13 protein-coding genes are annotated in these 13,947 nt (G+C 56.0%); 1 reads left to right on the top strand and 12 read right to left on the bottom strand.

Going from position 1 to position 13,947, the window contains the following annotated elements; genetic code table 11:
* Position 1 precedes the first annotated feature (1 nt).
* Entirely contained in the window at positions 2–1,351 is a 1,350-nt protein-coding gene (locus tag H9X84_RS03230) for a vWA domain-containing protein (protein ID WP_205132898.1), read from the top strand.
* Positions 1,352–1,369: 18 nt separating this feature from the next.
* Here the strand turns inward: H9X84_RS03230 and H9X84_RS03225 are convergent, their stop codons facing one another.
* The 12 genes from H9X84_RS03225 to H9X84_RS03170 form a co-directional block, all read right to left on the bottom strand.
* Positions 1,370–2,860 (bottom strand): glycosyltransferase family 2 protein, encoded by a 1,491-nt coding sequence (locus tag H9X84_RS03225; RefSeq protein ID WP_205132897.1) that lies wholly within the window; start codon positions 2,858–2,860, stop codon positions 1,370–1,372.
* Positions 2,857–3,423 carry a dTDP-4-dehydrorhamnose 3,5-epimerase gene (rfbC, locus tag H9X84_RS03220; RefSeq protein ID WP_205132896.1) on the bottom strand — a complete coding sequence of 189 codons (567 nt, stop codon included), beginning with the start codon at positions 3,421–3,423 and terminating at the stop codon, positions 2,857–2,859. Before rfbC ends, H9X84_RS03225 begins: the two co-directional genes overlap by 4 nt.
* On the bottom strand, positions 3,411–4,304 hold the full coding sequence (locus tag H9X84_RS03215; RefSeq protein WP_205132895.1) for an NAD-dependent epimerase/dehydratase family protein: 894 nt from the start codon (positions 4,302–4,304) through the stop codon (positions 3,411–3,413). The genes rfbC and H9X84_RS03215 overlap by 13 nt, the downstream gene beginning before the upstream one ends.
* Positions 4,301–5,620, bottom strand: a complete 1,320-nt coding sequence (gene rfbH / locus H9X84_RS03210) for a lipopolysaccharide biosynthesis protein RfbH (protein ID WP_205132894.1) — start codon at positions 5,618–5,620, stop codon at positions 4,301–4,303. The genes H9X84_RS03215 and rfbH overlap by 4 nt, the downstream gene beginning before the upstream one ends.
* Positions 5,607–6,680: a CDP-glucose 4,6-dehydratase gene (gene rfbG / locus H9X84_RS03205; RefSeq protein ID WP_205132893.1), complete on the bottom strand. Its 1,074-nt coding sequence runs from the start codon at positions 6,678–6,680 to the stop codon at positions 5,607–5,609. The genes rfbH and rfbG overlap by 14 nt, the downstream gene beginning before the upstream one ends.
* Complete coding sequence (gene rfbF, locus H9X84_RS03200; RefSeq protein WP_205132892.1) at positions 6,659–7,432, bottom strand: glucose-1-phosphate cytidylyltransferase; 774 nt, start codon at positions 7,430–7,432, stop codon at positions 6,659–6,661. Before rfbF ends, rfbG begins: the two co-directional genes overlap by 22 nt.
* 153 nt (positions 7,433–7,585) lie before the next feature.
* Complete coding sequence (locus tag H9X84_RS03195; RefSeq protein WP_205132891.1) at positions 7,586–8,893, bottom strand: MATE family efflux transporter; 1,308 nt, start codon at positions 8,891–8,893, stop codon at positions 7,586–7,588.
* A 153-nt stretch (positions 8,894–9,046) separates the two neighbouring features.
* The gene (locus tag H9X84_RS03190; protein ID WP_205132890.1) at positions 9,047–9,268 is read right to left on the bottom strand and encodes a DUF1653 domain-containing protein; all 222 of its coding nucleotides are present in this window, start codon (positions 9,266–9,268) and stop codon (positions 9,047–9,049) included.
* Entirely contained in the window at positions 9,268–10,203 is a 936-nt protein-coding gene (locus tag H9X84_RS03185) for a diacylglycerol/lipid kinase family protein (protein WP_205132889.1), read from the bottom strand. The genes H9X84_RS03190 and H9X84_RS03185 overlap by 1 nt, the downstream gene beginning before the upstream one ends.
* A gap of 98 nt (positions 10,204–10,301) precedes the next feature.
* Positions 10,302–10,847 (bottom strand): stage V sporulation protein T, encoded by a 546-nt coding sequence (gene spoVT / locus H9X84_RS03180; protein ID WP_205132888.1) that lies wholly within the window; start codon positions 10,845–10,847, stop codon positions 10,302–10,304.
* 192 nt (positions 10,848–11,039) lie between these two features.
* Positions 11,040–11,474 (bottom strand): recombinase family protein, encoded by a 435-nt coding sequence (locus H9X84_RS03175; protein ID WP_205132887.1) that lies wholly within the window; start codon positions 11,472–11,474, stop codon positions 11,040–11,042.
* Positions 11,475–11,623: 149 nt separating this feature from the next.
* Positions 11,624–13,825: a cellulase family glycosylhydrolase gene (locus tag H9X84_RS03170; protein ID WP_205132886.1), complete on the bottom strand. Its 2,202-nt coding sequence runs from the start codon at positions 13,823–13,825 to the stop codon at positions 11,624–11,626.
* Positions 13,826–13,947 lie beyond the last annotated feature (122 nt).

Below are 13,947 nucleotides of genomic sequence, written 5' to 3'. Positions count from 1 at the left end.
GATGGGTATTCTCAGTTTCAGCAAAACGGCAGCGCCCTCATCCATAGAATGCGGCGGCGTTGCCAGAGTCAAAATCAGTCTTTCCACCGCGCCGGATATTCTCTGCAATCCCGCCGATATTGTACTGCTTCTGGATACGTCAGGCAGTATGTCCGGCGCGCCCTTAGAGCATCTGAAAACAGCCGTAGGCCAGTTTGTGGATATTTTATATACGTCTACCAATGGCGAAAACGGCCAGCTGGGCGGCGGCAGCCGCGTCTCTATCGTCAGCTTCGCCCGGACCGCCCGGGAAGAAACGCCCCTGACATCCTCCGTGGTGCAGCTGAAAAACGCCGTCAACGCTTTGACCAGTGAGGGTGGCACCAACCATAAGGCGGCGTTTGAAAAAGGTCAGTCCCAGCTGGACGGCAGTACCGCCTCCCAGCGGCTTATCCTGATGTTCACCGACGGCCGGAGCACCACAGGCGGTTCCTCCATTCCCGTCACCGACAGCATCAAAGCAGACGGCATCACCATCTATTCCATGGGCTTTTCCGGCTCCTCCGGTCTGGATATGGCATCTCTGGAAGCGTGGGCCTCCGCGCCCGCGGCCGCCTTCGTATCTGTTGCCCCCGATGCGGCGGCGCTGGAAGCGCTCTTTTCCGATCTGGCCGCCAATATCACCAAACCTGGCGCCACGGAAATTTTTATTACGGAAACCCTATCCGGCGATTTTCTCATTTCCCGGGTCCTCACCTGTGACAAAGGCGTTGTAGAGGCTCAGGGAGAACGCACCCTCCGCTGGTATCTCTCCTCTTTGGGCGCCACCCAGCCGGAAGGCGCCGCTCTGGAATTTGAGATCCGCCATACCGGCGCCCGCACCGGTTCTCTGGCTGTCAATAAATCCCTGCTTTATGAAGACGCGCAGAGAAATCAGCTGCGTTTCCCCGAGCCCCGCCTGAACGTAGACTGCGCCCTGTCCGCCGGCGGTGAAAACTGCCCGCCGGCCCAAATGCTGGTCATGGACAGCTGCCAGCAGTATCTGTGCTTCGATCTGGGCGAGGAAGCCCTTTCCTCCTCCGGCCGTCTGCTGGAACTGCGGCTGACCCTAAAACAGGTCTGCCCCGGCCAGCGCATAGCCCTTGGTCTGCTGCTGAAAGAGGCGGACCTGTTTGGCAGGACCTCTCCCCGGGGCTTTAAGGCCCTGACCATACCAGCCCACCACGCTTCCGCCTGCCGGGATCTGCTGGTGGGGCCCATTTTCTTCGTCCTGCCGGAAGATCTGGCGCCTCAGTGCGGCAAGGAATGTGGGCAGCGCCGATTCCTGGTTCAGGTATTTGCCCACGGGATTGATGTGCCCTCGGTCTGCTGAATCTCCGGCGTTCTGTCCTTATGTCCCTTTTTTCCGCCACGTCTGCCACAAACCGCATTGTCCCAGCCGTTCCAGGCCGGGACATTTTTCTGTCCGCCCCATGGTCCAAAGTATACCGTCCCGTTCCAGTCCCCGCGCCAGAAGGGGCATCAGTCCTTCCTCCGTCATTTCCTCCCGCAGGATCACCTGAAATCTCTTTTTGGCAAAACATTTCTTCAGCCACGGCTCCAAATCCGTTACGGCTTCTCCTTTCTCGGCGTAAGCGGCCAGATCCGGCAGGAACTCCGCCTCCGTAGTCACCGCCTGCCAAAAAAGTTCCGCCCCGCCAAGGGCACAGTGGTTCCCAATTTCCAAAGGGCCGTCCCCAAAGCCGCAGTCTATGGCCAGCCCCTCCGCCTTGCTCCAGGACGGCCGCCACTGCCGTACCAGCACCATCAGATCTTCCTGCCGGCAAAAGCCCTTTGCCCAAGGGTCTGTGCCGTGCTTTTTCCAGAACAGTTCCCTGCCCCAGGCCAGCGTATGTTCCTTTTCCCATGCCGCACGCCCCGTCAGGCTGCCCAGATGATGGCAATAAACATTCGTGCAAAGCATCTGCCAGAAGCCCCGCCGTCTGGCTCGGAGAGAAAAATCATCGTCCCAGAACTCCATGCTCCAGAACAGCCGGTCAGCAAAGCCTATTTCGTTGACCTTCTCCCGGTCATAGACGCCAATGACAGGCATGATCCGGCTGCGCCGCCGCCAGCAGAACCGCCCTTCCGCCAAAGATACCGCTTCCTGACTTTGAAAATTGGAGGTGGCCGGCGTCACCGGTGTGGCACTGACGGCTTTGGGCAGTGTTTCCAGACAGTCCGTCAAACGCTCCAGCCACCCTTCTGTCACTTCCGTATCGTTGCTGACGAAGGCCAGATACTTTCCCCGGCAGGCACGGAAGGCGGACGAAAACATCAGCATCCGTACATTTTCCTTCATGGCCATGACTCTGGCCCCCGGCACCCTTTGAAAATACACTCTGGTATCATCCCGGGAACCATGGTCGATCAACAACAGATCATAGTCCGCCTGGGGCGTATGGCGCAGAATACTCTCCACACAGTTCTTTGTGGCCTCTAAATGACCGCAGGCAGGCACAAAAACCGTCACCGGCGGATCTCCTTCCCGCCATGGCCTTCCATTGGCGTGATGGGCGGCAAATTCTTCCTGATAATAGGAGACCCATCGCTCCTTCCATGGCTCCACACAGCCCCGGAAATAAATTTCCTCCTTTAATTCCGCCAGAAAGGGCAGAAGATCGTCCTCCGGCGGGCCGCTCCTCTTTTTCATAGCGTCCCTCACATTTTCCAGCTGTCCGGCATACTGGCTTTCCGGCGCGAACAGCGTCCTCCTGCCTGCCAAATTCTCCGCCAGCCGTTCCAGTCTTGCGGGATTTTCTGGCGAAAGCGGTTCCCGCTCCATTTCCTCCAGCCGCTTTCGGGCCTCCGTAAACCATGGCTCTTCCCATTTCCAGTTCACCCCCTCCGCCTCCTTTCCTCATATTCCGCTAGCGTGGGCAAAGCGGCGTCCTTTGGGGACAGAACGGGACATTCTCCCGGCCGGAAGGGCCATGCCACACCAATGGCCGGATCGTCCCAGCGGATGCCGCCATCCGCCGCCGGATCGTAGTCCCCGCCGCACAGATAGGCCACCAGCGCCTGTTCCGACCGCACCAGAAAACCATGGGCGAAGCCCGCCGGCAGATACAGGACCTTTTTATTTTCCGCCGAAAGCGAAATCCCCCGCCATTGTCCATAGGCAGGCGAGTCCCGCCGCAGATCCACCCCCACATCAAAGATCTCGCCTTCCAGCACCGTCACAATTTTCCACTGGGGCCGGGACCATTGGAAATGCAGTCCCCGCAGTACGCTCCTTTGGGAACGGGTAAAAAACATCTCGCTGAACTCCTCCGCCGCCCCCAGCTCCGAAAACAGTTCCCGACGGAACACCTTACAAAAGGAACCACGCAGATCCTCCTGAAAAAAAGGAGTGATGACCCGCATCCCTTCCAGCCCCAAAGGCTCTGTTTTCAACTGTCCCATAATCCCGCCTCCTTCTGCCATGCCATGGTCCGGCGGATGCCCTCCCGAAAATCCACCTGCGGCAAAAATCCCGTATCCTTTCTCAACTGCGAACTATCCAGCTCCTCCGCCGTCAGCCCCGATCCCTGCTGGGTCAGGATGCCAAAATCCCCCTGCCCGCCACTTTCCGAAAGCAGAATCTCCAGCCACTGCCGCAGAGGTCTGGCTCTGCCGCTGCCGATGGTATAGGCTTTTCCTCCCTTCCCCTTTTCTCCCAGCAAGAAGAATGCCTCCGCCGCGTCGGTAATATAAAGAAAATCATAAAGCTGGGTGCCGTCCGTAAAGGAAAGCCGCCGTCCTCTGCTGATTTCCTTTAAACTGCGGCAGATGAGCCGGGAGGAATCCTCTCCCGCGCCATAGGCATTGGTAATGCGGCCCCAGAGGACCTCCGTTTCCCCCTGATGACGGCGGCACATTTCCCAGGCCGCCTTTTTGGCCCAGCCGTAAATTTCCGATGGCGCAGGATTTTGGCTTTTTATGGCCTCTCCTTCGGCGATACTGCCTGCCCCGATCCATTTTTCGCAGCCAAGGGCCGCCGCCCGTTCCAGAGAAAGAGCCGCCTGCCGCAGATTTTCCGCCTGCAAAAGCAAATCTCCCCTGCCTTTTCCAGCGGAACCGGACCATGCCAGATGATAAAAGACCTCCACCCCACAGCCCAGCCGCAGCCAGTCCGCCTCCGTCATTTCCTCCGCCGCGGCAAAGGTGACGCCCTCTCCAAAAGACGCCTGTTCTCTCTGTCTGGCCCGGCCCACGGCCAGCACTTCGACGCCTTTTTGTCGCAGACATTCCGTCAGGGCCCGGCCCACAAAGCCGCAGGCCCCCGTTACAATGGCTTTTTTCATTTTCTCCCGCCTCCCAGCACATCCTTCAGGCAGGAGGCCAGGTAATACATCTGCGCCTCATCCAAAATGGGCGCCACACCCACCCAGAAGGTATCCTCCAGCACACGATTGGTCACCGGCAGTTCTCCCACCTGCCGCCAGCCCGTCTTTTCCCGCCGCAGACGGTCGAAGCAGGGGTGAAGGATCAGATTTCCCGCAAACAAAGGTCTGGTCTGGATGCCGCGTTCTTCCAGCGCACGGACGGCCCGTTCCCGTTCTCCTTTCTTCCGACAGGTCAGAAGGAATCCAAACCAGCTGGGCTCTGACCCTTTCTGGGGCTCCGGCAATATAACTTTCTCCGCCAGCGGCGATAGCTCCCGCCGCAGATAGTCAAAATGTTTCCGCCGCAGGCAGATGAACTCCGGCAGCTTTTCCAGCTGGGCCAGCCCTACGGCCGCCTGTAAATCCGTGGCCTTCAGATTATAGCCGAAATGGGAATATACGTATTTATGGTCGTATCCCAAAGGCAGCGCTCCATACTGCCGGTCGAAACGGTGGCGGCAGCGGCCGTCCTCGCCGGGGGCGCAGGTGCAGTCCCGTCCCCAGTCCCGCAGAGAGCGCAGTATTTTGGACAGCAGCGGATCAGAAGTATAGACGGCGCCGCCCTCTCCGGTGGTCATATGGTGGGGCGGATAAAAGCTGGAGGTGGCCAGATGGCCGAAGGTGCCTGTTTTCCTTCCCTGATAAAGTGCCCCTAAGGCATCACAGTTATCCTCTATGAGCCACAGACCGTGTTTTTCGCAAAAAGTACAGACAGCCTCCAGATCAAAGGGATTCCCCAGAGTATGGGCCAGCATAACGGCCTTCGTCCGCTCCGTTCTGGCCTCCTCCAAAGCGGAAACATCCACGTTATATGTCGGCAGAGTAATGTCCACAAACACCGGCACCGCCCCATACTGCACCATCGGCGCCACAGTGGTGGGGAACCCCGCCGCCACGGTGATGACCTCATCCCCCGGGCAGACCCGCCGTTCTCCCAGCAAAGGGGACGTCAGCGCCATAAAAGCCAGCAGATTGGCGGATGAGCCGGAATTGACAAAAACGCAGTCTCCCACGCCCAGCCAGCGGGCAAAGGCCTCCTCAAAAGCGGCGGTGTAGCGTCCCGCCGTCAGCCAGAATTCCAGAGCGGCGTCCACCAGATTCACCATTTCCTCCTCGTCATAGACCCGGCCCGCGTACGGCACCCGCTGTCCGTCCCATGGCTTTTTTTGATGAAATTCCGCGGCATAGCGCCGCACTTCCTCCAAAATATGATTTCTCGCTTCACGCTCCGTCATGGCGTTCCTCCCTTTCCTGAAAATATGTATGGATCTGCGCCAGGGTCTCCCGCCGCAGGTCGCCGCCGGACTCCATGCACTTGGCCCAACGCACTGTTTGTGCCACTGCCCGCTCTGTCCCCCACAGGGGCCGCCAGCCCAGCCTTTGAGCGATCTTTCCGCCGTCCAGCCGCAGAATCTCCCGCTCCGGCCCAAAATTACGCTCTTCCATTGTCTCCCAGGTCGCCCCCGGCCCCCAGTGGCGGCAGAACAGCTCCGCCAGTTCCTGATTCGTCACTTCTTCCTCTTCTTTGGGCGCCACATTGTAGCTGTCCGCCAGCGTAGGCTCCTCCCACTGCCGCCAGCCCAGCAGAAGATAGGCGCTGATAGGTTCCAGCACAAACTGATAGGGGCGGATACCCTGGGGATGACGCAGGCGCACCGGCTCCCCTGCCATGGCCGCCCGGATGCAGTCCGGCAGGATACGATACCGCCCGAAATCCCCGCCGCCGATGACATTTCCCGCCCGGACGCAGGACAGAGCCGTTCCCTGCCCCGCCAGAAAACACCGCCGGTAGCAGGCGGAAATCAGTTCGGCGCAGGATTTGCTGCTGCTGTAAGGATCGAAGCCGTCCAGCCGGTCTTCTTCCCCGCACCGCCCCGCCGTCTGGCTGTATACCTTGTCCGTTGTCACCACCACTACGGAAGGGGCGCCGCCGGTCTGCCGAAGGGCCTCCAGCAGTCTTGCTGTTCCCAGAGCGTTGACCTCATAAGTTTCCAGCGGCCGCTCGTATCCCGCCTGCACCAGGGGCTGAGCCGCCAGATGAAAGACCACCTCCGGTCTGGCCCGGCCCACAGTCCGCCACAGTTCCGCTCCCCGCAGATCGCCGTAAACAGAATGGACCTCCGGCGGACAGCAGCGGTACATACTCTCCCATACCGGCGGCAGAGAAAAGCCCCACACCTCCGCCCCTAACAGTTTCAGGGTATGGCAAAGCCATGTGCCTTTGAACCCGGTATGTCCCGTCACCAGTACATGCCTGCCCCGGTAAAAATTTCTCATTCCCGCCAGATCTTCCATGGCGCTCCCTCCTTCCAGATTTCCTCCAGCCGGTTCCGGTCTCTGGCCGTGTCCATGCACATCCAGAACCCTCTGTGAAAAGCGGCCGCCAGTTTTCCCGCCGCCGCCAGTTTCTCCAAAGGCTCCCGCTCCCAGATGGTCTCGTCTCCGTCAATGAGAGAAAGGGCCTGGGGCGATACCATCATAAAGCCGCCGTTAATCCAGCCATTGTCCCCCTGATCCTTTTCCCGAAAGGCCGTCACAAAGCCATCTCTCACTTCCGCCACGCCAAACCTTCCCTCCGGCTGCACCAATGTCATGGTCACAGCGGCGCCGCTTTCCCGGTGACGGTTTCGCACCATTTCCAGATCCACATCCGCCACACCATCGCCATAGGTCATAAAAAAGGGCTCCGCCGCCACGTATTTCTCAATCCGTTTCAGCCTGCCGCCGGTCTGGGTCGCCAGGCCTGTATCCACCAGCGTCACCCGCCATGGTTCCGCCTGACTGCGGCAGATCTCCACCCGCTCCCCCTGCCGGTAGTCAAAGGTTACATCACTGTGGTAGAGGGCATAATGAGAAAAATACTCCTTGATCTGATTGCCCTTGTAGCCGCAGCAGATGACAAAATCCGTCACCCCCTGGGCGGAAAATATCTTCATGATATGCCAGAGTATGGGCCTGCCGCCGATCTCGATCATGGGCTTGGGCCGCAGATGGGATTCCTCGGAAATTCTGCTTCCCATTCCTCCCGCTAAAATCACCGCTTTCATCCTCTCGCTCCTTTCCGTATGCGCAGTGTCCTGCTTTCATATATATGGGCGGTTTCTTCCTTTTATACGGCCCGCCTGCCGAAAAAAGGGATGTCCTGTCCAAAAAAAGCGCAAAAAAAGAAGGCCCTCCCCTTGTTGGGGAAAGCCCTCCTGTTATCCTTCTTTTCCTGTATTTCGTTTTCGGCGCAGAAGCACCATTGTCAGCAGCAGTGTCACCGCCTCCGCCGCCGGGAACGCCAGCCAGATCCCCGTCATGCCCCAGAGCACGGACAAAACCACCGCAAAGACCACAATGGCCACGGCTCCCCGACAAAGAGCAATGGCAAAGGACGCCGCCGCCCGTTCCACAGACCCCAGATAGACGGCCGATACCATATTGATGCCGGCAAAAAGGAAACCGGGGAAATAATAGCGCAGACCTGTTTCCGCCATGGCCTGCATGGCCGGGTCCCCTTCCTGGTTGAAGGCCGCCGCCAAAGGCGAGGCAAAAGCCCATGCCACCGCCACCAGAAGCACAGAAGCGCCGAAAGCCGTCAGCAGTGTATAGCCAAAAAGTCTTTTGGTATCCTCCTTCTGGCCCGCGCCGTAGCTTTGGCTGATGAGGGGCTGCGCCCCCTGGGAAATGCCGGTGTATATGCTGACCCCCACCAGTGCGATATTGGCTACCACACCGTAGGCCGCTACCCCTGTGTTGCCGCTGATGCCCAGAATCAACAGATTAAATACCGCCAGAACAATGCCGGAGGATATTTCGTTGATGAAGGCGGAAACCCCCAGACGGCAGAAATCCAGACTGTTCCGCCAGATTTTTTTCACCCGGCAAAAATGGAAGTTGTTCCGCTTTCTGAACCAGTGCCAGGACATTACCAGAATGCTGACAACAGGCGAAATCGCTGTTGCCAGCGCCGCCCCGAACAGCCCCATGTTCAAAGGGAAAATGAACACATAGTCCAGCACCACATTGGTCAGACTGCCGCAGATCATGGCCATCATAGCCAGTCTTGGCGCGCCATCGTTGCGGACAAAGGCCAGCGTCATGTCATTGGAAATGAAAAAGGCACCGAAAAACAGCAGAATCCGCAAATAACTGGATGTCATAGGCAGGATATGCCCCTCCGCCCCCAAAAGCGCTGAAAATTCCTCGGCAAAGAAACACCCCACCAGAAAATAGATCAAAGCAAACGCCAAGCCGGTCAGCACCGTTTTCGTAAAGGTCTCATTGGCCTCCCGGGCCTTCCCCTGGGAACGGTAAATGCTGTAACGCACACCGCCGCCCATGGCTACCATCAGCCCGGTGGCATTGACCAGGGTAAAGCCGGGAATGGCCAGATTCAGCGCCGCCAGTCCATCTGCCCCCAGCTTTGCCGCCACAAAATAAGTATCCGCCAGGATGTAAAAGGAAATCCCCATCATCCCCAGAATATTGCTGCTTACGTATTTCGCGAACTGCCTTCCCAGCATCTGTTTTCCCTCCTCACAAAAGAACGCCCGGGCATCCACCTGCCAGGACCTATCGGCGGACGCTCGAGCGTTTTTCCATCGCCTACCCGGTGGCAGGCAATACACTCCGTTTTCTTCATTTATCAGATATTGTATCCTCTTGCGGCGTTTCTGTCAAGGCCGTTGCTTCAGGCGAAATCTGGGTATTTTTTCCCCCTGTACCTCCACTTCCTCCAGAAACATGGCAAGGGGCCGCACCCATAGGCCGCCCTCTCCGTAAAGCTGGCGGTAGACCACCATTTCCTCCAGTGTTTCCGAATGTTTCGCCACGCCCTCTACACGATATTCTTTCCCCTTATAATGCAGATAGGTACCGCCGATACAAAGCTCTTCCATTATGTTTCCTCCTTCCTGTCTTTTTCCATCAGCTGGCTCCCCGCAGGCACCAGAAAGGTCCACGCTTCTTTTTCCATTTTCAGACGCAGATGACGGAAATGATAGATTTCCCCGTCCAGACTGACTTTCTGCGGCCGCTTTGCCAAAAGCTCCAGCTGGTCGCAGGTAAAGTATTCCAGTTCTTTCCGTCCCGCCATTTTTTCCAGATATGCCCCCTTGCGGTAGGCGGGCAGCAGCCGCAGGAACTCTCCCCGGCTTACTTTTCCGATAAAAGCCGCGTCCATTTTCCCATCATCCAGCCGGGCATAGGGGGAAGAACAGAAGGCCCCGCCGCAGAAACTACCATTGGCAAAGGTGCAGAGAAGGTATTTCCCCTGTTTTTCCTCTCCTTCCCGCCGGAAAGCCAGCGTCTTTCCCATAGGCCGGAAAAAAAGACTGCCCACTGCCAGAAAATACGCCATGGGCCCATGCACCAGCGGGCGCTTTTTCCACTGCGCCGCCTTCGCCACTACCTCACAGTCGAAGCCGATATTGACCATATTGACACAGTACCGCCCGGAAACCCGCAGCAGATCCAGCTTTTTGGCCGTTCCTTCCAGCTGTGCCCCCAGAGAAAGAAACTTCTCTTTTTCCGTAAAATTCCGCACAAAATCATTCCCTGTCCCCACAGGGAAGAGACCGATCTCCACATTTTTTCCTATCGCACCGTTGATTGTCTCGTGGAGGGTACCGTCCCCGCCGCAGGCAAAGATCCGCAGCCTCTCCGGATGCGCCGCCGTCAGTTTCCGTACAAAATCCTCGCCGTCTCCCCGGCCCTTTGTCAAATAGATCTCATAAGGCAGACGCCGCCGCTGCATTTCTCCTTCTATTTCCGGCAGCAGTTCCAAGGCCTTTCCCCGTCCCGCCGCCGGGTTCACAATAAAATATGTATCCATCAGGGCCTCCTTTCGTCCTCTCAGCGTACCATATTTCCCGCCTGCTGACAACGGACAAAGGGAAAACGGCGGCATCCTATGCCGCCGTTTATACTGTATTACTGTTCCATCTGTTTGCCAAGAAAGCCTGCCGCCGTCTGGGCCAGCTTGCCTTCCACCTCGCCCATTTTCTTATCATGGGACAGGAACACAATGGCTCCCATGGCGTCCCCCTCGGCAATGATGGGAGCAATGAGCTGATAGGCGTATTCCTCGCCTTCTCCATCCTTCAAAACAGGGACAAAGCCTTCCTCGCCTTTTTTGGTGGATACAGTCGCCCTCTTATTGATGCAGGCCTCCAGTTCCGGACTGATATACTTCTCCAGCAATTCCTTCTTCCCGCCGCCGGATACGGCAATAATCCGGTCCTTATCCACAATGCAGGTCACATGCCCCGCCGTCTGGGCCAGACTTTCCGCGTATTCCTTGGCAAAGGCCCCCAGCTCCCCAATGGGGGAATACTTTTTCAGTATAATCTCGCCTTCCCTATCTGTAAAAATTTCCAGCGGGTCGCCTTCCCGGATTCTCAGAGTCCGCCGAATCTCCTTTGGAATCACTACCCTGCCTAAATCGTCAATCCTTCTGACAATGCCAGTTGCTTTCATGTTGTTTTTCCTCCTCTATGTCCAACCTCCGTCGGTCGGTTGTTCAGAGTTATTATGATCCAAAGAACACATATTTATGTAAAAATACGATTTCTTTCCTTGGGGATTCCTGTTTTTGCCTCCGCACTATAAACAGACTCGATCTTCCTTTTTCGCTTTCTTTGATTCTCAATAACGCCGCCATACCGCGGATCATATTATTTTTCCCATTCTCATTCCGTTCCGCCCACGTTTGTGATATGTGCCGCAGACATAAGCAGGCTTCCGATCGCTTCGGCGCATGGAAAACATAGGGCTGCCGCAGTAGAGAAATCCGGAATAGACATTATCATATTTCCTGATTCCTCTGTCATTGGAACGGATTCTTTTCTTTCGCTGTTCCTGTGCCATGGCAAAGGTCTGCCTGTCTATGATGGCTTCATGGTGATTTTCAAGGACAGTATGATCCCGTTCATCCTTCTTGATTTCTGGGCCATTGATGCGTTTTCTGGTATATTTCCCCTGCCTTAATGTACCAATATAGAAGACATTTTCCAAAATTCCCTGTATGGTAACGATGCTCCATTCCTGTCTGGCTTGGATTTTTGTTTCTTCCCCATTGGCTTCCCGCCGCATTTTCTCGCGCATACGGCTTCATGGGTATTGACCTGTCTCTGAATATTCAAAAAACACCGATGATTTTCACATAAAGCTATGTGATTCATCGGTGTTTTCACGCTCTATTTTATATTTTCAATCATACCAAATAGTTTCCAACGACACAAACCACATCAACATCAATCTGTGGTGTACTTGCGAAAACTATCCAGCAATTCTTTTACCACTAAGCATGGACCGTCAGTCGGGTCCAGACCCGCATCCACCACCGTGGCATTGGCCCATTGAGACTGGGATGCATCCCGTAGCAACAGATGGGTTTCGCCGTTATAGAGTTCACAGTAACACCAGCCGAGCCCCTGCTCTGCGAACATCTCCATCATGGTATCCTGGTAGGCAGTCACTATACCGATGTCCCAGTTGGCTCCAGCAAAGACGCCAAACTCACCAATCATGAAGCCCACACCGTGCCGCTGTGCAATTTCCCGGTAGGGTTCAATGGCTTTTGTATAGATCTCCTGCCCGGTCATGACAGTGCCCTCTGTGTTGCTGTAAGTGCCGTCTCCGTGGATGACAATAGGCAGCGGGGCAGCATCATCCCAATCGTCGCTGCTGAATACCACGCTCGTTTGGCAGCCATCGCCCTGAACAATCACCGTGTCGATGTGGGCGTCTTCGTCCCGCGCCCAGATTTCTACCTCCGTAACTCCTTCGGGCACTGTGCAGGTCAGCATTTCCTCGCCGTACCAGCACTCGCCGTTTTCCTCCCAAAGGGGTTCGGGCATTTCAAAACGCTCCAGCGTTTCCCCGTCAGCCAGGACTTCCACCCAGGCGTTGGGTCCGGATTTCCCCACATGGATAGACAGATTCGTACCGCCGATTTCTCCCTGTAACGTCAGAGGCATCTCCCGTGTGGCGATTTTCCAACAGGGCAGCACCGGCATAGGCCAACAGGGTTCAAAATAATCTCCACTGCCCGCACCAGTGTTACCAGTACTAATGTTCATGGGATAATAGGGATGACAGCCCACGGCCAGCCCCAGGGAAGAGGTAAATTCCATCCATGCCGTGTTGGGATACCCCGGGAAGGAATGGAGCAGAACCCGTTCTTCGTCTGCCGACCGGATGGCGGACACCATCTCACTCATTTTTTCTGCCTCATAGGCAAATTCCTCGCCTGATGGCTGAATCTCGTTACTCAGGTCAAAGGTCAGATACCGGTTGGGAACCCCCGCATAGCGGCGGGCCAGCATGGTCCAATAATCGGTGACCATAGCCCATTCTGCGTCATTTTCCGGCATCAGGCAGTCAGATGTTTCCTCCCGCTTGCACTGACCATTCTCGTCCAGATAAAAGCCCATGGATATCTGAATATGTACGCCGTGCTCAATGCCCCATGCGATCAGCTGATCCAGTTCCCGCAGTTCGTTTTCATTGACCAGCCGTCCATCCTCCGGGTAGTTGGGGAATCGAAGCGTGTCAAAGCCGAAAAATAGTCGCAGGAAGTTGAAACCATTTTCCGAAAGGAATGTCACGTCGGACTCCCGGAAGTGGCGGTATATGTGCCGCCCATCCTTACAGCTGCTCAGACCGGTGCCCTTCCATGTAGAGGGAAGCTGGCTCTGGGTAACATCCGGCAAATCCGAGTCTCCCGTCAAAAGTTCATCGGTAATGATGGTCTTATCGTAGGTACCCGTTTCTGTCACCGGCACATATACTGGCTCCTCGGCGGTGATCTTGGCATTGGATTCCACCAGCCGCGTCACTGCGCGGATAGCTTCCTCAACGCTGACATCCTCTCCGAAGCCATAGGTCATGTCCTCTCTGGGTTCCAACGGCAGCAGACCGGAAATTACCGAAGGTGTTTTTTCAAAGTGCCACGCGGCGTGATCGAAAATATTAAAATCCAGATTGCCGTCATAAGTAGCGGCGTAGGGTTCCTGCCAATTTGGGAACAGATCGTAGTCCAAAGTTCGACCGTCCCACCAGTCCCCCTGAGCGAGGCTCTCGTCCCAATCCGCCAGCTGACCCTCATCCCGGTCGGTTTCCATGATGATGGACGCTTCAAACATAGCTAAAAGCACATCGTCCCGCTGCATGGATTCGTTAGAGTCGAGAGCTGCTGCGGCAACCTCTTCCCATGCCGGAACAAATTCCTCTCCTCGCATGGACACCACATGGGTTAGAAGTTCACAAAATTGTTTGTAAGTAACCGTTTCGTCCATGTTGTCAAGGTCGTCTTCCGTTACGATCCCATACGCAATGGCTCGTTCTAACTCTGCATCGAGGTCTGCAGAATCACTGGCTTTCTTAGATCCACCACAAGCAGCAAGTGACAGAATCATAATCACTGTAAGCAGCAGTGCAACGATACGTTTCATCGCTTTATCACCTCACAAATCTTATTTTTATTATTTTACCATAGAATCACTGGTACAACAAAACAAAAGCTGTGCGCAAGTGTTTCGAAATCGTTCCTTCATCCAAACATTTTCTCGCTTTC

The organism is Anaerotignum lactatifermentans (genome assembly GCF_016902535.1).
In the GTDB taxonomy this organism is placed as follows: domain Bacteria; phylum Bacillota; class Clostridia; order Lachnospirales; family Anaerotignaceae; genus Anaerotignum; species Anaerotignum lactatifermentans_A.
This window is presented reverse-complemented; position numbering and strand designations above follow the sequence as displayed.